The 19,727-nt window shown below is 61.0% G+C and carries 17 protein-coding genes; 4 read left to right on the forward strand and 13 right to left on the reverse strand.

The window, feature by feature from the left end:
- Positions 1-52 precede the first annotated feature (52 nt).
- Entirely contained in the window at positions 53-685 is a 633-nt protein-coding gene (locus JQ845_RS18575; RefSeq protein WP_203009343.1) for an RNA polymerase sigma factor, read from the forward strand.
- A complete protein-coding gene (locus tag JQ845_RS18580; RefSeq protein ID WP_004419505.1) occupies positions 682-1,356 on the forward strand; it encodes an anti-sigma factor in 675 nt (224 codons plus the stop codon). Before JQ845_RS18575 ends, JQ845_RS18580 begins: the two co-directional genes overlap by 4 nt.
- Positions 1,357-1,399: 43 nt before the next feature.
- On the opposite strand, the gene fdhA is transcribed toward JQ845_RS18580, so the two are convergent.
- From fdhA to glyA, 7 genes are all read right to left on the reverse strand, one after another.
- The gene (fdhA, locus tag JQ845_RS18585) at positions 1,400-2,599 is read right to left on the reverse strand and encodes a formaldehyde dehydrogenase, glutathione-independent (RefSeq protein ID WP_160626618.1); all 1,200 of its coding nucleotides are present in this window, start codon (positions 2,597-2,599) and stop codon (positions 1,400-1,402) included.
- Positions 2,600-2,705: 106 nt separating this feature from the next.
- Entirely contained in the window at positions 2,706-3,563 is an 858-nt protein-coding gene (purU, locus tag JQ845_RS18590) for a formyltetrahydrofolate deformylase (protein WP_004419510.1), read from the reverse strand.
- A gap of 91 nt (positions 3,564-3,654) precedes the next feature.
- Positions 3,655-4,287, reverse strand: a complete 633-nt coding sequence (locus JQ845_RS18595; RefSeq protein ID WP_004419513.1) for a sarcosine oxidase subunit gamma — start codon at positions 4,285-4,287, stop codon at positions 3,655-3,657.
- 111 nt (positions 4,288-4,398) lie between these two features.
- A complete protein-coding gene (locus JQ845_RS18600; protein ID WP_004419514.1) occupies positions 4,399-7,416 on the reverse strand; it encodes a sarcosine oxidase subunit alpha in 3,018 nt (1,005 codons plus the stop codon).
- Entirely contained in the window at positions 7,413-7,745 is a 333-nt protein-coding gene (locus JQ845_RS18605) for a sarcosine oxidase subunit delta (RefSeq protein ID WP_160626614.1), read from the reverse strand. Before JQ845_RS18605 ends, JQ845_RS18600 begins: the two co-directional genes overlap by 4 nt.
- A gap of 14 nt (positions 7,746-7,759) precedes the next feature.
- Positions 7,760-9,010 (reverse strand): sarcosine oxidase subunit beta, encoded by a 1,251-nt coding sequence (locus tag JQ845_RS18610; protein WP_004419522.1) that lies wholly within the window; start codon positions 9,008-9,010, stop codon positions 7,760-7,762.
- Positions 9,011-9,032: 22 nt separating this feature from the next.
- Positions 9,033-10,286: a serine hydroxymethyltransferase gene (gene glyA / locus JQ845_RS18615; RefSeq protein ID WP_127196515.1), complete on the reverse strand. Its 1,254-nt coding sequence runs from the start codon at positions 10,284-10,286 to the stop codon at positions 9,033-9,035.
- Positions 10,287-10,577: 291 nt separating this feature from the next.
- Here glyA and JQ845_RS18620 point away from each other — a divergent pair, with 291 nt between their 5' ends.
- Positions 10,578-11,621 carry a threonine aldolase family protein gene (locus JQ845_RS18620; protein ID WP_161719918.1) on the forward strand — a complete coding sequence of 348 codons (1,044 nt, stop codon included), beginning with the start codon at positions 10,578-10,580 and terminating at the stop codon, positions 11,619-11,621.
- An 82-nt stretch (positions 11,622-11,703) separates the two neighbouring features.
- Here the strand turns inward: JQ845_RS18620 and JQ845_RS18625 are convergent, their stop codons facing one another.
- The 3 genes from JQ845_RS18625 to gbcB form a co-directional block, all read right to left on the reverse strand.
- Positions 11,704-12,006, reverse strand: a complete 303-nt coding sequence (locus JQ845_RS18625; RefSeq protein WP_004419530.1) for a cell division protein ZapA — start codon at positions 12,004-12,006, stop codon at positions 11,704-11,706.
- Positions 12,003-12,227, reverse strand: coding sequence for a hypothetical protein (locus tag JQ845_RS18630; RefSeq protein ID WP_004419533.1), 225 nt, complete (start codon positions 12,225-12,227; stop codon positions 12,003-12,005). Before JQ845_RS18630 ends, JQ845_RS18625 begins: the two co-directional genes overlap by 4 nt.
- Before the next feature lie 181 nt (positions 12,228-12,408).
- Positions 12,409-13,509: a glycine-betaine demethylase subunit GbcB gene (gbcB, locus tag JQ845_RS18635; protein WP_004419536.1), complete on the reverse strand. Its 1,101-nt coding sequence runs from the start codon at positions 13,507-13,509 to the stop codon at positions 12,409-12,411.
- A gap of 281 nt (positions 13,510-13,790) precedes the next feature.
- Here gbcB and gbcA point away from each other — a divergent pair, with 281 nt between their 5' ends.
- Positions 13,791-15,083, forward strand: a complete 1,293-nt coding sequence (gene gbcA / locus JQ845_RS18640; protein WP_004419538.1) for a glycine-betaine demethylase subunit GbcA — start codon at positions 13,791-13,793, stop codon at positions 15,081-15,083.
- A gap of 497 nt (positions 15,084-15,580) precedes the next feature.
- Here the strand turns inward: gbcA and etfB are convergent, their stop codons facing one another.
- From etfB to dgcB, 3 genes are all read right to left on the reverse strand, one after another.
- The gene (gene etfB / locus JQ845_RS18645; RefSeq protein WP_010656685.1) at positions 15,581-16,351 is read right to left on the reverse strand and encodes an electron transfer flavoprotein subunit beta; all 771 of its coding nucleotides are present in this window, start codon (positions 16,349-16,351) and stop codon (positions 15,581-15,583) included.
- 116 nt (positions 16,352-16,467) lie between these two features.
- Complete coding sequence (gene etfA, locus JQ845_RS18650) at positions 16,468-17,679, reverse strand: electron transfer flavoprotein subunit alpha (RefSeq protein ID WP_203009344.1); 1,212 nt, start codon at positions 17,677-17,679, stop codon at positions 16,468-16,470.
- Entirely contained in the window at positions 17,676-19,619 is a 1,944-nt protein-coding gene (gene dgcB, locus JQ845_RS18655) for a (Fe-S)-binding protein (RefSeq protein WP_203009345.1), read from the reverse strand. Before dgcB ends, etfA begins: the two co-directional genes overlap by 4 nt.
- Positions 19,620-19,727: the final 108 nt, after the last annotated feature.

A 19,727-nucleotide genomic window follows, 5' to 3' on the forward strand; every position in this document is an offset into this window, starting at 1 on the left:
TGCCCGGCCGGTGGGCACCCACGGTAAGCGGCCGGTCAATGGGAACCCCGCCATGAATGGAATAACTCTATATGCTCAACTAATCTCAACCGACAACTGGCATGGAGCCATCCCCAGTCATGTAGGGAGAACCGGTATTTTAACTGCCAACACCGAGAACCTGAGACAGCTGCTGGCCCAATGCTCGTTGGGCAATCGACGCGCTTTCGAAACCCTTTACCGCAGCGTTGCTCCCAGCCTGCACAGCGTAGCCCTGCGTTGCATGGGCCGACGCGACCTTGCTGAAGAAGTGGTGCAGGAAAGCTTTGTGCGTATCTGGCACAACGCCTCACGTTATGAAGCTCATTTGTCGGCGCCATTGACCTGGATGATCAACATCACCCGCAACCTGGCCATCGACCAACTGCGCAAACACCGGGAGTTGCCGTTAAGCGATCTGCAACAGAACGCCGTGGCCGATGACACCCCGGGCGCCGATGAGCAACTGGACAGCGCCCGCTCCTCCCGTGCCCTCAGTCATTGCCTTGAGCAACTGGACGGCATGCAGCGCCAGACCATTACCATTGCCTACTTCCATGGCTTCAGTGCCAGCGAACTGGCCACGCAACTGGCAGCACCTCTGGGCACAGTCAAATCCTCGATTCGCCGGGGCATGGAACGTCTGCGCAGGTGCCTCGAATCATGAACTATCAAACTGCCGAGCGGCGCCGGGCTCTGGCTGGCGACTATGCCATTGGCCTGATGCCGCCCACTGCCCGCAAACGTTTTGAACAGCTGCTGCTGGACGACCCGCATTTGCGCGCCGAACTGGCGCAGTGGGACACCCATCTCGCCAGCCTGGCCGAACCCCTGTCTGCGCAGCCCGTACCCGAGCACGTATGGCAGGCCATCGTCTCGCGCATCGAACCACAAAAACTGCATGTGCCGGCCAGGCGTCCGTTCTGGACCTGGCTACGTACGGGGGTTGTGATCTGCTCTTTGCTGATTGCCGTCACCGTGGGCCTGCTCTATACCCGCGACAACGTCCAGTACAAGGCCACCCTGCTCAGCGGCACCGAGCAACCGGGCTTGCGGATCGAAGCTCACACCGACTATCTGCAGGTTCAACCGCTGCAACTGGCAGCCCTCGATGCCGGGCGCAGTCTGGAGTTGTGGGCGATTCCGGTGGATGGCAAGCCTGTATCACTGGGCCTGATCCCCACGGGCGGGGACGGTATGATCGGTCTGAGCAAAAGCCAGCAGCAATTGCTTGGCCCCCATGTTGTGCTGGCCGTGAGTCTTGAACCCAAGGGCGGCTCAACCACCGGTCAGCCGAGCGGGCCAGTGTTGTACCAGGGCCCGTTGGCTGCGTTGTAAACATCACTGGCGCAGCGGTTCGCTGCGCCAGTGTGTGCAGGGATCAGACCCCGCTGAACAGTTTGTGCGGATCGATCACAAATTTCTTCGGTACCCCCGCATCAAACTCGCCATAGCCACGCGGAGCATCATCCAGACTGATCACTTCAACGCCGACGATGTCGGCGATTTTGATCCGGTCCCACATGATGGCCTGCATCAGTTGGCGGTTGTACTTCATCACCGGAGTCTGGCCGGTATGGAAACTGTGGGACTTGGCCCAGCCCAGACCAAAGCGAATGCTCAGGCTGCCCATTTTCGCAGCCGCATCCACAGCACCCGGATCTTCGGTCACGTACAGGCCAGGGATACCGATTTTGCCCGCTACCCGCACCACTCCCATCAGAGAGTTGAGTACCGTGGCCGGGGCTTCGTGCTTGACCCCGTCATGCCCGTGGCCACGGGCCTCAAAGCCCACCGCATCGACCGCGCAATCCACTTCGGGCTCGCCCAGCAGCTCGGCAATCTGTTCGTGCAGCGGAGTGTCTTTGGACAAATCGGCAATTTCAAAACCCTGGGCCTTGGCGTGCGCCAGACGAATCGGATTGACGTCGCCGACAATCACCACGGCCGCGCCCAACAGTCGCGCCGAAGCCGCCGCTGCCAGACCGACCGGGCCTGCACCGGCGATGTACACCGTGCTGCCAGGGCCGACACCGGCGGTCACGGCACCGTGGTAGCCAGTGGGCAGAATGTCGGAAAGGCAGGTCAGGTCACGGATCTTCTCCATCGCCGCGTCACGGTTCGGCAACTTGAGCAGGTTGAAATCGGCATAGGGCACCAGCACATATTCGGCCTGGCCGCCGACCCAGTCGCCCATGTCCACGTAACCATAAGCGCCGCCGGGACGGGCCGGGTTGACGGTCAGGCACACCCCGGTATTTTGTTCCTTGCAGCTGCGGCAACGGCCGCACGCCACGTTGAAGGGCACCGATACCAGGTCGCCGACTTTCAAATGCTCCACGTCGCGCCCGGCCTCAATCACCTCCCCGGTAATCTCATGCCCCAGCACCAGCCCGGTTTGCGCCGTGGTGCGTCCGCGCACCATGTGCTGGTCGGAACCGCAGATATTGGTCGATACCACTCGCAGGATCACGCCGTGATTGATTTGTTTGCCCTGCGGGTTCTGCATCTTCGGGAAAGGGATGCTTTGCACTTCCACCTGGCCATTGCCCAGGTACACCACACCGCGATTGTCAGCCATCGAGTTCACCCTTGTTGTTATTTGAGGGCAGTTGCACGCGGCAAGCTAAAAGCCGCAAGCAGTCTGCTGTGACTTGCAGCTTGCAGCTTAGAACGGGCTGCTGCGGTTACAGCACCACCGTACGACCTCCATTTAGGAAAACGCGCCGCTCGATGTGATACCCCACGCCCCGGGCCAGGGTTTGCGCCTCGATGTCGCGGCCCTTGGCGATCAGGTCTTCGGGGTAATGGCTGTGATCCACCACCTCGACCCCCTGGGCGATGATCGGGCCTTCATCCAGGTCGTTGTTGATGTAGTGCGCAGTGGCGCCCACCAGCTTGACTCCCTTCTCGTAAGCCTGGTGATAGGGCTTGGCGCCTTTGAAACCGGGCAGCAGCGAGTGATGGATATTGATCGCCTTGCCGTCCAGTTTGCGACACAGCTCAGGCGACAGCACTTGCATGTAGCGGGCGAGAATCACCAGCTCGGCGCCGGTGTCTTCGATCACTTGCCAGACCTTCGCCTCCTGCGCCGGTTTGTCGGCGGGGTTGAGGGCGAAGTGGTGGTAAGGAATGCCATGCCATTGGGCCAGCGGCTCAAGGTCCGGGTGATTGGACACCACGGCCACCACATCCATCGACAACTGGCCGATGCGCTGGCGGTAGAGCAAGTCGTTAAGGCAGTGGTCGGCTTTGGACACCATGATCAGCACTTTGGGCCGGTAGTGAGGCGGGGTCAGCTCGAACCTCATGCCAAAGGCTTCGCCGCGTTCGGCCAGGCCGGCGCGGAATTCGTGCTCGTCGAAGCCATCGGGCTGGCGGAACTCGACACGAATGAAAAACCGTCCGCAACGCTGGTCATCGAACGAATGGTGCTCGGTGACATAGCAGCGGTGCTCAAACAGATAACGCGTCACCGCATCCACCGTACCCAACAGGCTGGGGCAGTCAGCGGTGAGAATCCAGGTATCCGGGGCGCGGCTCATGGGGGGGTTCCTTGTAATTGTGTGGAATGGCGTAACCCTTGTGGAAGCTGGCAAGCCAGCTCCCACAATCAGTTATGTGATCGCGCGTTGCTCAGGCCTCGACACTCAGCCCGTATTGCGCCGCTGCGTCCTGCAACCATAACCACCAATAGTCGGAAAAGCTGCGCCGGATCAGCAGTTCCCAGGTGTCTTCGCCGGTATGGCGGATGACCAGCTGCGATTTGGCGAACACCGTACCCACGGCCTTGCCCACCGGGAAGTTGTCGGGGTGCACGTCATAGCTGGTGGACTTCATCAGCACTTCACGCACGTTGGGCCCGCTCAGCTCCAGCAGTTGCTGGCCGCCACTGACATTGACCACCGAAATATGCAGCCCCGCCAGCGCTGCGCGCAGGGCTTGTTCCACAGCGAATTCCTGGCCACCGGGCACAATCAGCAGCCACTCGTCCGGGCCCATCCATTGCAGCGATGTCTGATCCTTGGCCACCAGGCTCAAGGCCACCGGCAATTCCAGGCCCAGGGCCTTGTGCACACCTTCGGCAAAGGCCGGGTCTTTGGCGTCGCCACGCAGGGTCAGATGCCCCAGAAGTTTTTTCTCGCGCACGATGACACCGGGATTTTTACGGCCTTTGCCAATCAGCCCGGCGAGGTTGGCGTGGTGTAACGATGACTCGGCTTTCGCGCCCGAGTCAGGGCGTTGTTGGTACACGTTGGCTGTGGTCATGAATCACCCGTTCGCAATGTTATGTAGGATCGACCGCTATCGCTGGCAAGCCAGCTCCCACACTTGCAATGCAACCCATGTGGGAGCTGGCTTGCCAGCGATGGTCTTGATTCAAATATTCTGCCGTTCGCCCTTGGGGTCGAAGAACACCGAAGACACGATTTCAGCCTCGATCACGCTGCCGTCCGCCAACGGTGCGAACACCCGCTCGCCCATGCGTTTGAGGCCGCCTTTGACCACGCCCATGGCAAACGAGTAACCCAGCGAGCCGCACGTGTAGCTGGAGGTCACATGACCGACCATGCTCATCGGGATCGCCTGCTTGGTGTCGAACACCAGCTGTGCGCCTTCAGGCAGCCATTTGGTCGGGTCCACCGGCTTGAGGCCCACCAGTTGTTTGCGCTGATCACGCACACAGTCTTCACGGTTCATCCCGCGCCAGCCGATCCATGAAAATGCCTTGGTGCGGCCCACACACCAGCCCATGTTCAGGTCGTCAGGGGTCATGGAACCGTCGGTGTCCTGACCGACGATGATGAAACCCTTCTCGGCCCGCAGCACGTGCATGGTCTCGGTGCCATACGGGGTGAGGTTGTACTGCTTGCCCGCCTCGACAATTTTTTCCAGCACGCCCATGGCGTAGTCAGCCTGGATGTTGACTTCATACGACAGCTCGCCAGTGAACGAGATACGGAACACCCGCGCCGGTACGCCGCCCACCAGACCTTCCTTCCAGGTCATGAACGGGAAAGCCTCACGGTCCAGGTCGATGTCGGTCACTTCGCTCAGCAGCTTGCGGCTGTTGGGGCCGGACAGGGTCAGGGTCGCGTAATGGTCGGTGACCGAGGTGAAGTACACCTTCAGCTCCGGCCACTCGGTCTGTTGATAGATCTCCAGCCATTGCAGTACCCGGGCCGCACCGCCGGTGGTGGTGGTCATCACAAAATGGTTGTCGGCCAGGCAGGCGGTCACGCCATCGTCGAACACCATGCCGTCTTCTTTGCACATCAGGCCGTAGCGGGCCTTGCCCACATCGAGCTTGGTCCAGGCGTTGGTGTAGATGCGGTTGAGGAACTCCCGGGCATCCGGGCCCTGAATGTCGATCTTGCCGAGGGTGGAAGCATCCAGAATGCCGACGCTGTCACGCACCGCCTGGCACTCGCGCTTGACCGCCGCGTGCAGATCTTCGCCATTGCGCGGGAAGTACCACGGGCGCTTCCACTGGCCGACGTCTTCAAATTCGGCACCTTGCTTGACGTGCCAGCTCTGCAGCGCGGTGTAGCGCACCGGCTCGAAGATGTGCCCGCAATGGCGGCCCGCCACCGCGCCGAATGTGACCGGCGTGTAGTTGGGGCGGAACATGGTGGTGCCCATTTGCGGGATGGTCACGTTCAGCGAACGCGCCGCAATGGCCAGCCCGTTGACGTTGCCCAGCTTGCCCTGGTCAGTGCCAAAACCCAGGGCGGTGTAGCGTTTGACGTGTTCCACCGACTCGAAGCCTTCACGGGTGGCCAGTTCAATGGCCGCTGCAGTGACGTCGTTTTGCAGGTCGACGAATTGCTTCGGCGCCCGTGCGGTGGCTTTTTCGTGGGGCACCTGAAACAGCGCCAGGGTGGCTTCTTCATGATGGTTCAGGGCTTTGGGCAACACGCCCTCAACCGGTTTGAAACCAGCTTCACTGGCCGCCCGCACGCCTCCTTCAAAGCCATCGGCCAGGCTGTCGCCGAGCTTGTAGACGCCATTGATGCCGCCCACGCAGACGCGTTTCTGCGGCGCTTCGCCGGGAACAAAGCCGAGAATGTCTTCACGCCAGGTCGGCTTGCCACCCAGGTGCGAGGCCAGGTGCACCACCGGGCTGTAGCCGCCGGAGGTCGCAACCAGATCACACTCCAGCCATTCGCCAGGGCTGGCGACGCTGTGCTGTTTAAGGTCAATCGCCGCCACACGGGCACCGGTTACATGTTTGCTGCCGCGGGTTTCGATCACCGCGCTGCCGGTCAGAATCCGGATGCCTTTGGCCCGTGCCTCTTCGACCAGTGCACCGCGGGGATTGCTGCGGGCATCGGCAATGGCCACCACTTGCTGACTGGCGTCGAGCCAGTCCAGCGCCACGCGATAGGCATGGTCGTTGTTGGTGCTCAGCACCAGTTTTTTGCCCGGAGCCACGCCGTAGCGGCGCACATAGGTCGACACCGCACCCGCAAGCATATTGCCCGGCACGTCGTTGTTGCCATACACCAGCGGCCGCTCGCAGGCGCCGGTGGCCAGCACCACGCGCTTGGCCCGTACCCGATGGATGCGCTGACGCACCTGGCCGATGGGTGCGCGGTCGCCAAGGTGGTCGGTAAGGCGCTCGTGAATGGTCAGGAAATTGTGGTCGTGATAGCCGTTCACCGTGGCCCGTGGCAGCAGCAACACGTCCGGCAGCGCCTTGAGGGCCGCAATCACCCCGGCTACCCACTCCATCGCCGGTTTGCCGTCCAGGCTTTCGCGGCTGTCCAGCAGGCTGCCGCCGAACTCTTCCTGTTCATCGGCCACTATCACCCGTGCGCCGCTGCGCGCGGCTGCCAGGGCGGCGGCCAGTCCGGCCGGGCCGGCACCGACGATCAGCACATCGCAATGGTGGTTCATGTAGTCGTAGGTATCGGGATCGTTCTGGGTTGGCGAACGCCCCAGCCCCGCGGCCTTGCGGATGTATTTCTCGTAAGTCATCCAGAACGACTGCGGGTACATGAAGGTTTTGTAGTAAAAGCCGGGCGGCATCAGCTTGCCGCCAACCTTGCCCAAAATTCCCATTACGTCATTGTTGACGTTGGGCCAGCCGTTGGTGCTGGTGGCCACCAGCCCTTGATACAGCGCCTGTTGCGTGGCGCGCACGTTGGGGATCTGGGTGGCTTCGGTGGCGCCGATTTGCAGCACCGCATTGGGCTCTTCGGCACCGGCGGCAAAAATGCCCCGCGGCCGGGAATATTTAAAGCTGCGACCGATCACGTCGACGCCGTTGGCCAGCAAGGCAGCGGCCAGGCTGTCGCCTTCGTAGCCTTTGTACTGTTGCCCGTTAAAGGTGAAGGTCAGCACTTTGTTGCGATCGACGCGGCCGCCGTTAGGCAAGCGGTGGGTCTGGCTCATACCTTTTCTCCCAGCTCGCGAGTGGCCGTGGTGGTCAGTGGTGCAGCCTGTTCGGTGAACTGCGGCTTGCTGCCGATCAGGTAGGTTTCAAGAATTTCATAGGTCAGGGTATTGCGGGTCGCGTTGAAAAACTGGCGACAGCCGGCCACGTGGTTCCACAACTCGTGGTGCAGGCCACGGGGGTTGTCGCGAAAGAACATGTAGTCGCCCCACTCGGCATCGGTGCAGGAGCCAGGGTCGAGCGGACGCGGAATGTGGGCCTGGCCACTGGCGTGAAATTCCTCTTCGGAACGCAGCTCGCCGCAATGGGGACAGAAGATGTGCAACATGGGTGATTCTCCTGTTAGTGGGCGACAGCGGCAGCGCCGTGTTCGTCGATCAGGGCGCCGTTGTGGAACCGGTCAATGGAAAACGGGGCAGCCAGCGGGTGCATTTCGCCTTTGGCCAGGCTGGCGGCAAACACGTTGCCCGAGCCCGGTGTGGCCTTGAACCCGCCCGTGCCCCAACCGCAGTTGAAGAACAGGTTCGGCACCGGAGTTTTGGAGATGATCGGGCAGGCGTCCGGCGTGGTATCGACGATGCCGCCCCACTGGCGGTTCATGCGCACCCGGGACAACACCGGGAACATCTCGACGATGGCCTGAATGGTGTGTTCGATCACCGGGTACGAGCCGCGCTGGCCATAGCCGTTGTAGCCGTCGATACCGGCACCGATCACCAGGTCGCCCTTGTCGGACTGGCTGATATAGCCGTGCACGGCGTTGGACATGATCACGCTGTCGATAATCGGCTTGATCGGCTCCGACACCAGTGCCTGCAGCGGGTGCGATTCAATCGGCAGACGGAAGCCGGCCTGGCGTGCCATGTGCCCGGAATTACCGGCCGTGACCACGCCTACGCGCTTGGCACCGATAAAACCTTTACTGGTTTCGACGCCGATGCACACCCCGTTTTCCTTGCGAAAGCCCAGCACTTCGGTTTGCTGGATCAAGTCCACCCCCAGCGCATCGGCGGCCCGGGCAAAGCCCCAGGCCACGGCGTCATGCCGGGCCACGCCGCCACGTCGTTGCACGGTGGCGCCCATCACCGGGTAGCGGGTGTTTTTTGAACAGTCCAGGTACGGAATTTCGTCTGCCACCTGTTTCGCATTCAGCAACTCGCCGTCCACCCCGTTGAGGCGGTTGGCGCTGACCCGGCGCTCGGAATCGCGGATGTCTTGCAGGGTATGGCACAGGTTGTATACCCCGCGCTGGGAGAACATGACGTTGTAGTTCAGATCCTGGGACAGGCCTTCCCACAGCTTCATCGCGTGTTCGTAGAGATGCGCCGACTCGTCCCACAAATAGTTGGAACGCACGATGGTGGTGTTGCGCGCCGTGTTGCCACCCCCCAGCCAGCCCTTTTCCACCACCGCTACATTGGTAATGCCGTGCTCCTTGGCCAGATAGTAAGCAGTGGCCAGGCCGTGGCCGCCACCGCCGACAATGATCACGTCGTAAACCTTTTTCGGGGTCGGCGTGCGCCACATCTTCTGCCAGTTTTCGTGGTGGCTGAGGGAGTGTTTGAAGAGGCCGAAGCCTGAATACCGTTGCATAGGGATTACTCCAAAACCGCGCTCAGCGATAAACCGGGAAGTCTTTGCACAGTGCCGTTACCTGGCGCGCCACATCAGCCTCGATATCGGCATCGCCGAGGTGATCGAGGATGTCGCAGATCCAGCCGGCCAGCTCCGTACATTGCGCCACTTTGAAACCGCGGGTGGTGACCGCCGGGGTACCGATGCGCAGGCCCGAAGTCACGAAGGGGGATTGCGGATCGTTGGGCACGGCGTTTTTGTTGACCGTGATATGGGCCCGGCCCAGGGCTGCATCGGCGTCTTTGCCGGTCAGGCCCTGACGGATCAGGCTGAGCAGAAACAGGTGATTGTCGGTGCCGCCCGAAACCACGTCGTAACCGCGCTTCACAAACACCTCGGCCATCGCCCGGGCGTTGTCGATCACCTGTTGTTGATAGGCTTTGAAGCCGGGTTCCAGGGCTTCCTTGAAACACACGGCCTTGGCGGCGATCACGTGCATCAACGGCCCGCCCTGGCCGCCGGGGAACACCGCCGAGTTGAATTTTTTCTCCAGCGCTTCGTTGGCCCTGGCCAGAATCAGACCGCCACGTGGCCCGCGCAGGGTTTTGTGGGTGGTGGTGGTCACAACGTCAGCGTACGGCAGCGGGTTCGGGTACAGGCCCGCCGCCACCAGACCGGCCACGTGGGCCATGTCGACAAACAGGTAAGCCCCCACCTTGTCGGCGATCTGCCGGAAGCGCGGAAAATCGAGAAACTTGGAGTAAGCCGAGAACCCGGCAATGATCATCTTCGGCTGGTGCTCGACGGCCAGACGCTCAACTTCGTCGTAGTCGATCAGGCCGGTGGCGGTGTCGATGCCGTATTGCACGGCGTTGTACAACTTGCCGGAAAAACTCACGCTGGCGCCGTGGGTCAAATGACCGCCGTGGGCCAGGCTCATGCCCAGCACGGTGTCCCCGGCATTGAGCAACGCCAGATACACCGCTGCGTTGGCCTGGCTGCCGGAGTGCGGTTGCACGTTGGCGTAATCGGCACCGAACAGTTGTTTGGCACGGTCGATGGCCAGCTGCTCGACTTTATCCACATGCTCGCAGCCGCCGTAATAACGCTTGCCGGGGTAGCCTTCGGCGTACTTGTTGGTCAGGCCGCTGCCCTGGGCTTGCATCACGCGCCGACTGGTGTAGTTCTCGGAGGCAATCAGTTCGATGTGATCTTCCTGACGCTGGTCTTCGGCATTCATGGCCGCTAACAAGGCATCGTCGTAGCCCTGAATCTGATCCTGCTTGCTGAACATTGCGTTCTCCCAGCGCCAGCGCGCCTTTGGTCTCGGTTAGGGCTTGCCCTTTGAGCCAGATGGTAGAGCTGGCGCCCCCGGATCAAATGCCTATGGACGCCACACAAAGGTGCGTTTACGACATGGGACAAAAGCGGGTATCACTCATGCCCTGTGGGAGCCGGCTTGCCGGCGATACCTGATCTGCCATCGCCGGCAAGCCGGCTCCCACAAGAAGTCTGTCGAGCATTCTGTGCACCCGCCGGATTCTTGGATAAAGTGCAGCACGATCTTCGACCATGGAACCGGGAAATGACTGACAAGAGCCAACAATTCGCCAGCGACAACTACTCCGGTATCTGTCCCGAAGTCTGGGCCGCCATGGAGCTGGCCAACCACGGCCACCAGCGTTCTTATGGTGATGACGAGTGGACGCTGCGCGCCGCCAACGATTTTCGCAAACTGTTTGAAACCGATTGCGAGGTGTACTTCGCCTTCAACGGCACCGCCGCCAACTCATTGGCCCTGTCGTCGTTGTGCCAGAGTTTCCACAGCGTGATCTGCTCCGAGACCGCCCACGTCGAAACCGACGAATGCGGTGCCCCGGAGTTCTTCTCCAACGGCTCCAAGCTGCTGCTCGCCCGTACTGAAAACGGCAAGATCACCCCCGAGTCGATCCGCGAAATCGCCCTCAAGCGCAAAGACATTCACTACCCCAAGCCGCGGGTCGTCACCATCACCCAGGCCACCGAAGTCGGCAGCGTGTATCGCCCGGAAGAAATCCGCGCCATCAGCGCTACCTGCAAGGAGCTGGGCCTGCTGTTGCACATGGACGGCGCCCGCTTCTCCAACGCCTGCGCGTTTCTGGGGTGCACGCCTGCGGAACTGAGCTGGAAGGCCGGGGTTGATGTGCTGTGCTTTGGCGGGACCAAAAACGGCATGGCGGTGGGCGAAGCGATTCTGTTCTTTGATCACGCCCTGGCAGTGGATTTTGACTATCGCTGCAAACAGGCCGGGCAACTGGCGTCGAAAATGCGTTTTCTGTCAGCCCCCTGGGTCGGCTTGCTGGAAAACGACGCCTGGCTCAAACATTCACGCCACGCCAACCACTGCGCACAATTGCTGAGCCAGCTGGTCAGTGACATTCCGGGGGTTGAGCTGATGTTTCCGGTGGAAGCCAACGGCGTGTTCCTGCAACTGTCGGAACCGGCTGTGGCAGCGCTGACAGCCAGGGGCTGGCGCTTTTACACCTTTATCGGCAAGGGCGGCGCACGCTTCATGTGCTCGTGGGACACCGAAGAGGCGCGGGTGCGGGAACTGGCTGCGGATATCCGCGAAGTGATGGGCGCAAATTAATGCAGGGGCGAGCTTGCTCGCGAGCTTCTAACAGCTCACGAACAAGCTCGCGCCCACAGAAGATGATTGTTTTTTGCGAGACTCAGGATTGCCCGAGAGTCCGCTCAATCACTTCGACCGTGGCGCTGACTTGCTCTTGATAACGGTCGATTTCCTGTTTGTGCTGCTGTTTGAGTTCAATCTGTTGTGAACACAGATTCAACGCGGCCAGCACCAGCAACTTGTCCCCGATCAAGCTCGGGTACTTTCTTTTCGTATCGGCCAAGGCAGTGTTCAACATCACCGATGCGGCCACCAGGGTTTGCAGCTCCCCCACAGGCGCCTTGATCGAATAGTCGTTGCCCAGAATCGAGACGACTTTTATTCCGTCTCTGTCTTCGCTCATGCGCTGACAGTGCTCGCACGTTCAACCAGTGCCTGGATGCGTGCAGCGGTTGCACCTTGCTTCTCTTCCTGTTCCATCAGGCTCAGTTGCAGGCTTTCGTTGTCGTCTTTGGCCTGGGCCAGTTCAGCGTTCAGCGCAGCGTTGGTGTCCAACAGCTCCTGCTTTTGTTGAACCAGGTCGCTGACCAGTTGTTCCAGTTTGCTAAGGGATGATTCCATCATGGTGGTGATCTCAAGCTGTTTTCAGAGGGCGCGTACGATAAAGAAAAGTCACCGGCTAAGCTAGCGGCAACCGGCCTTTAAGCCCCCTAAAGACTGTGGTTTCCAATCTTTGTTCCCGTCCTCCCCCAAACACCCACTGTGGGAGCGAGCTGTGGTTTTAAAAAGCTCGCTCCTACAGGTATCAGAATTCAATCCGCACATCGCCCTTGGGTACGCTGCAGCAAGACAAGATGTAGCCTTCTGCCACGTCTTCGTCAGTGATGCCGCCGTTGTGCTCCATCTCGACTTCGCCGCCCAGCTTCAACACCTTGCACGTGCCACAAATGCCCATGCCGCAGGCTTTGGGAATCAACAGCCCCAGCTTGGCTGCCGCAGCGTGTACGGTTTCGGCCGGGCCCACGCGGATACTTTTGCCCGACGCGGTGAACTCCACCTGGTTGAGGTCCGCCAGATCCAGCTCCGGCGCATCTGCCGCCTGTTCGGCCTGCTCCACCGCATCGGCCCGGGCCTCGGGCGGGGTCGCACCAAAAGACTCTTCGTGGTACCGGCTCATGTCAAAACCGTTGGCTTCCAGCAGCCGCTTGACCGCGCTCATGTAAGGCGTGGGGCCGCAACAGAACACCTCGCGCTCCATGAAGTCGGGCGCCATCAGCTCCAGCATCTTGTGATTCAAATAGCCGCGGTAGCCGGCCCAGGGCTCGCCCAGGCCGTGCTTCTCGCAGATCAGGTGCAGGCTGAAGTTGTCGATGCGCGAAGCCATGTGCTCCAGCTCGCGGTGATAAATGATGTCTTTCGGTGAACGGGCGCTGTGGATAAACACCATGTCGACATTGGCGTTGGTGTCGTAAAACCAGCGCGCCATGGACATCACCGGGGTAATGCCGACCCCGCCGCTCAGATACAGCACCTTGGGGCTCGGTGCGTCGATGGCGTTGAACAGCCCGACCGGGCCGTGTACCGCCAGCTCCTGGCCCTCACTCAAGGTGTCGTGCAGCCAGTTGGAGACGCGCCCGCCCGGCACGCGCTTGATGGTCACCGAAAAGCTGTACGGCACCGAAGGCGAACTGGAAATGGTGTACGAGCGCATCACCGGATCGCCGTCGATTTCCAGCTCCAGGGTCACGAACTGCCCCGGCTTGAAAAAGAACAGAATCGGCTGGTCAGCCATAAAGCAGAAGGTGCGCACATCCCAGGTTTCCTGAATCACTTTGACGCAGCGCACGATGTGTCGGCCGTTGGCCCAGGTCTGGGTGGTTACCGGATTCAGAAAGCTGTTGGACATGGGCTTCTCCACGGCCGACAACCGGCCTCTTGCTGGCGATTCTGCGCATGCCCCGGGGCGGCCATTTACCTATTCGCGACATTCACATACTTATCGCGACCAGCCCCTTGAAACAGGGGCTGGCGCGTCGGGAACAGATTGGGCCATGTCGCCCGCAGATATGGCATCGGCCCGGCCGGAACGCACACTCAGCGCCACTGATAGCGTTAATTGCTTTGCCTTGCGTCGCACCCCTGAGCAGCTACTTTCGGCCACATAGAATGGCCATGAGGATTACAACGATGGACATCACCGCAACCCTGAGCCTGGGCGATCCACTGGAACCCGCACGCAAGGCCACCGCCGAGATGTTGCAGAGCCGTGAGCGTACTTTTTCGCTGCCGCAGCCGTTTTATAACGACGAGCGCCTGTTCGAAATCGACATGCAGGAGATCTTTCAGAAGGAGTGGCTGATTGCAGGCATGACCTGCGAGATCCCGACCAAGGGCAATTATCTGACGCTGCAAGTGGGCAACAACCCGATCATCGTGATTCGCGGTGCCGAGGGTCAGGTCCATGCATTCCATAACGTATGCCGGCATCGCGGCTCGCGGCTATGCACTTCCGAGAAGGGCAAGGTTGCCAAGCTGGTGTGCCATTACCACCAGTGGACCTATGAGCTCGATGGCCGCCTGCTGTTTGCCGGCACCGAGATGGGCGCCGACTTTGACATGAAGCAATACGGCCTCAAGCCGGTGAATGTGAAAACCGCAGGTGGCTACATCTTTATCAGCCTGGCCGAAAACCCGCCCGCAATCGACGAGTTCCTGGCCACCCTGAACCACTACATGGAACCCTACGACATGGAAAACACCAAGGTGGCGATTCATACCACCCTGGTGGAAAAGGCCAACTGGAAGCTGGTGCTAGAAAACAACCGCGAGTGTTATCACTGCAACGCGTCGCACCCGGAGCTGCTGAAAACCCTGCTGGAATGGGACGACGTCACCGATCCCCGGGCCGATCAGGCCTTCAAGGACCATGTGGCGGCTTCGGCAGCGGCCTGGGATGCGGAAAAAATCCCCTACGCCCACGCCAGCTTCGGCCTGCGCAACCGCATCGTGCGCATGCCGCTGCTCAAGGGCACGGTATCGATGACCCTGGATGGCAAACAGGGCTGCGCAAAACTCATGGGGCGGATTAAAAACCCGGACCTGGGCTCGATGCGCATCCTGCACCTGCCGCACTCGTGGAACCACTGCATGGGCGACCACATCATCGTCTTTACCGTGTGGCCGATCAGCGCCCAGGAAACCATGGTCACCACCAAGTGGCTGGTGCACAAGGATGCAGTAGAAGGCGTGGACTACGACGTGGAGCGCATGCGCAACGTGTGGGACGCCACCAACAACCAGGACCGGCGCCTGGCTGAAGAGAACCAGCGCGGCATCAACTCCGTGGCCTATCAGCCGGGGCCGTACTCACAAACCTATGAGTTCGGCGTGGTCAACTTCGTCGACTGGTACAGCGAGCGCCTGTTGAGCAATCTGGGCGCGGAGCCGGCGCCATACCTCAAAGGTGTGCTCGCCCAGTAACCGTCCGACCAAACCTGTAGGAGCGAGCTTGCCTCGCGAGCTGTTGAAATCTCGCGAGGCAAGCTCGCTCCTACTGGCTATTTTTTGACCAGCTGGCTACACCCCATACAATCAAAGGCCCGCAGCCCTTCACCAACATCTTATCCACAGTCACACCCACAGCAATTGTGGGGAAGTGGGTAAGTTATCCCGAAAACAGTGATTGGCTATTTTTTGTACAAAACCTTACAAGCCACGGGATACATGGCCTGCAAGCAACCGCAAACACCTTATCCACATATCCGCCAACAGAGATTGTGCGCAACTTATGCACCGCCCCCCATTACTGTGGAAAACCCTTTAAAGTCCCGATTTTTAAAGGGTTTGAGTGTTGAGCAGTGGATAACCGGGGCAATTGAGTGTTTTTTGATCAGAAGCCTGTAAGCCTTGATCCGTATAGCGCTTAGCCGACAGCAAACAACTTATCCACATAAGCGCTAACAGACTTTGTGGGCAACTCAGCGCACCACGCCTTCTTCGATCAATAACTTCAAAATCGCCTGTGCGCCCTCTTCGCTGCTCAAGCCTTTGAGTATTTGACCGCTACCACCAGTGGCCTTGGCTGTGGCTGCTTTCATACGGTCGGCGGCACTTTTGGCCCTGATCACTTTGAGACGCTTTGGCCGGGGTCTGGCGGGCTGGAAAACACCCACTGTGGATAACTCATCAACAATCACCTCAACCACTTCGGCATCGACCACCCCACGGGTAGCCGGGCCATAGGCACTTTGGCGGGCCTTGGGGGCGGCGTTATCCACAGTGGCCATGAACGGCAGGCGCACCTTGAGCCGGCGCCGCTGACCACGGGGCAATCCCTGCAACACCAGCGCGACACCGTTGTGGATAGATTCAACCTGAGCCACCCCCACCACCAGCGGCCAGCCCAGTTGCTCGGCCAGCAGATACGGCAACATGCCCGAGCCTTCGCCGGTTTCCGCCTGGCTGCCCGCGAGTACCACCTGCACCCCGGCTTCGCGGATGTAGTCGCGCAATACCGGCAGCGCATCGGCCCCGTGCGCCTGCTCAAGTACGTGAAGCTCTTCCAGGCCCATGCCCAGATACGCGCGTAGCGCCGGCTCATGGGGGTTGCCCGCATGCAGTACATGCAGGTTATCCCCAGCCAGTTGCAGACCGAGCTCGACAGCCCGGGCATCCTGTTCAGCGCGGCGGGCCCGGCCGGAAGCCGGGTGGGCGCCGATTGAAACCAGTGCAACGGTGGCAATGGTCATAAGCGAATCTCCAAAACTGTAAACAGACTGTAGGAGCGAGCTCGCCTCGCGATCTGTTTAAAAGCTCGCGAGACAAGCTCGCGAGACAAGCTCGCTCCTACAGAGGTTCAGGACAATCAGGCGGCATCGCGCCTGGCGCTCTTGCGCCAGTTATCCACAGCCGCAATCAACGCCTGCAGAATTGCCGCACCGTCACCAATCACCGAAAGATCAGCGCGCTTGATCATGTCGCAACCCGGATCAAGGTTGATCGCCACCACCTTGTCGCACCCGCCAATCCCTTGCAGATGCTGGATCGCGCCGCTGATGCCGACCGCAACATAGACCCGGGCGGTAACCCAGGTACCGCTGGCCCCGACCTGACGCTCACGCCCCATAAAGCCGTCATCCACCGCCACCCGTGACGCGCCTTCGGTGGCCCCCAGCGCTGCTGCAGCCCTGTGGAAAAGTCCCCAGTCCTTGATCCCGTTACCGCCGCTGAGGATAAACTCGGCCTCTGCCATGGGCGTCGCCGCAGGATCCACCGCAACCGCACCCAGGTCTTCAATCCGGGGCAGGCAACGCGGCGCATCTGTGGGTAACTGCACAGGCAATGCTTCATGCAGGGTTTCGCTGACCGGCTCGGCGCACTCGGCAGCGGCCAGGATCAACCGTGGCAACGGCTGCGCCAGATCCTGCAAGCCGGCCCCGGCTCGTCCCAGACAGGTTCCGTCCTTGATTTGCCACACCCGGGTGGCCGGGCGCTGGCCCAGGCTCGCAGCCAGACGACGGCCCAGTTCTGCACCGCCATTGCGGCTGTCGGGCAGCAACCAGTGCCTGGGCGCGAACTGGTTATCCACAGCCCGTAAATCGTGAACCCGTTGCTCCGGTGCATAACCTTCGCTGTCCAGTAACAACAATCGGTCTACCCCGGCCCTGGCAAAGGCCGTTTCTTTGCACTCGCCAAACACCACTGCCAGCACCGCGCCGTCGCTGCCCGCCAGTTGCCGGGCCAGGCCAAGCACATCGCGGTCGTGACTGGCGAGGCGGCCACCGGCCATATCCGGTACCACGCAGATATAAAACGCCGGCGCCGGCACCTGATGCAGCGGCAATTGCACTTGTTCACTGGCCGCGCGTTTGACCGTGCCGCCCTGTTGCGCGCCACTGCGATCAATCCGCTTGATGCCGTTGGGGCCGATAAACCCCAGCCCATGTACATTTTTGCGCAGCACCCCGTTGGGCCCCATCCAGCTGGCGGATGCCGGCTGCATGGCGGCATGCAGCGGGTGCAGGCGGTTGCGGGCGATCCACTCGGCCCGCGGGTCGCGGCGGATAATGTCACTCATACCATCACCTCCGGGGCTGCGCGGCTGGGCGCTTTGGCGGGCACGATCGGTTCAATCAGAGCTTCAGCCACCAGTTCGGCAATGTCCTTGATCAGCGGCCGTGGCTCGACCACGCCTTCGAGCATGGCCGTGCATTGCGGGCATCCCACCGCCACACGCTCGGCGCCGGTCTCGCGGATGTCGTCCATGCGCATGTCGGGAATCCGTTGCTTGCCGGGGATGTCAGTAATGGGGGCACCACCGCCGCCGCCACAGCAGCGTGAGCGAAAGCCCGAGCGCTGCATCTCTTTGACTTCAATGCCCAGCGCGCGCAATACCGCGCGGGGAGCCTCGTATTCGCCGTTGTAACGCCCCAGATAACAGGGGTCGTGATAGGTCACGCTGCCGCCCGTATCTGCGTTCAGGGCAAGAGCGCCCTGGTCGATCAGTTCGGCCATGTAAGTGCTGTGATGTTGCACCATGTACTCACCGCCAAAGGCGCCATATTCATTTTTCAGTACGTGGAAACTGTGGGGATCGCAGGTCACGATGCGTTTGAAACGGTATTGCCCCAGGGTCCGGATATTGCGTCGGGCCAGCGCCTGAAAGGTCGCTTCGTCGCCCAGACGCCGGGCCACGTCACCGCTGTCGCGCTCTTCGAGCCCCAGTACCGCAAAATCGACCCCGGCGGCTTTAAGTACCTTGACGAATGCCCGCAGGGTGCGTTGGTTACGCATGTCGAAGGCGCCATCACCGACCCAGAACAGCACGTCCGCCGAGGGTTTATCGCGCATCAGATCAAGATTCAGGTCTGCAGCCCAGTTCATCCGCCCGCCCGGTGCAAAACCGCCGGGGTTGTCGGTGGCGATCAGGTTGTCCAGCACCTGGGCGCCGTTGTTCGGGGTTGCACCTTTTTCCAGGGTCAGGAAGCGGCGCATGTCGACGATGGCATCCACGTGCTCGATCATCATCGGGCACTCCTCAACACAGGCACGGCAGGTGGTGCAGGACCACAGGGTGTCCGCATCCACCAGGCCGTCAACTATGGGTTGATGCGGGTTGCCGCCATGTTCACCAACGGGTTTGCCCGGGTACGGGCTGCCGGCAAAGTGCGCATCGGTACCGCCCGCAAGCCCCACCACCATGTCCTGAATCAGTTTCTTCGGGTTCAACGGCTGGCCCGCAGCGTAGGCCGGGCACGCCGCTTCGCACTTGCCGCATTGCACGCAGGCGTCAAAACCCAGCAGCTGGTTCCAGGTGAAGTCCTTGGGTTTTTCCACCCCCAGGGGCGCGCTGCGATCATCCAGGTCCAAAGGCATCAAGCCGGTAGAACGGCCACCGCCAAAGCGCTCGGCGCGCCGATGCCAGGCCAGGTGCAAAGCCCCGGCGAAGGCGTGCTTCATCGGCCCGCCCCAGGTCATGCCGAAGAACAGCTCCGCCACGCCCCACAGCACTCCCACCCCCAGCAGGGTTGCCAGCAACCAGCCGCCAAAGTCCTGGGGCAGCAAACCGGCGACCGGCAAGGTGAGGATAAAAAAGCTCAGCGAAAATGCCAGCAGGCTTTTTGGCAGCCGCATCCACGGGCCTTTGGACAGGCGGGCCGGTGGATTGAGGCGACGTTTGAACACAAAGAGCGCGCCGACAAACATCAGCGCCGTGGCCACCAGCAGGGCGTAGCCGAGGATACGGTTATGCAGCCCCAGACCATGCACCAGAATCGCCAGCAACGCCGCCAGTACAAAGCCCCCGGCAGTGGCAACGTGGGTATTGGCCATGTACTTGTCACGGGCGACCACGTGGTGCAGATCAACCATATAACGCCGGGGCATGGCCAGCAGGCCAGCGAGCAGATCGACCCTGGCCGGGCGGCCACGACGCCACATATGCATCCGCCGCACGGCGCCGATGACGGCCAGACCGAGGGCCGCGAATAACAGAACAGGGAGAATAATATTGAGCATGGTGAAGCTCCCGAAGACCTCAGGGGTTGCGCAAATCCTGTGGGAGCCGGCTTGCCGGCGATGTTGCTGGCAATTGCCTATGCCTCATCGCCGGCAAGCCAGCTCCCG

This window comes from Pseudomonas paraversuta (assembly GCF_904063065.1).
Classification (GTDB): domain Bacteria; phylum Pseudomonadota; class Gammaproteobacteria; order Pseudomonadales; family Pseudomonadaceae; genus Aquipseudomonas; species Aquipseudomonas paraversuta.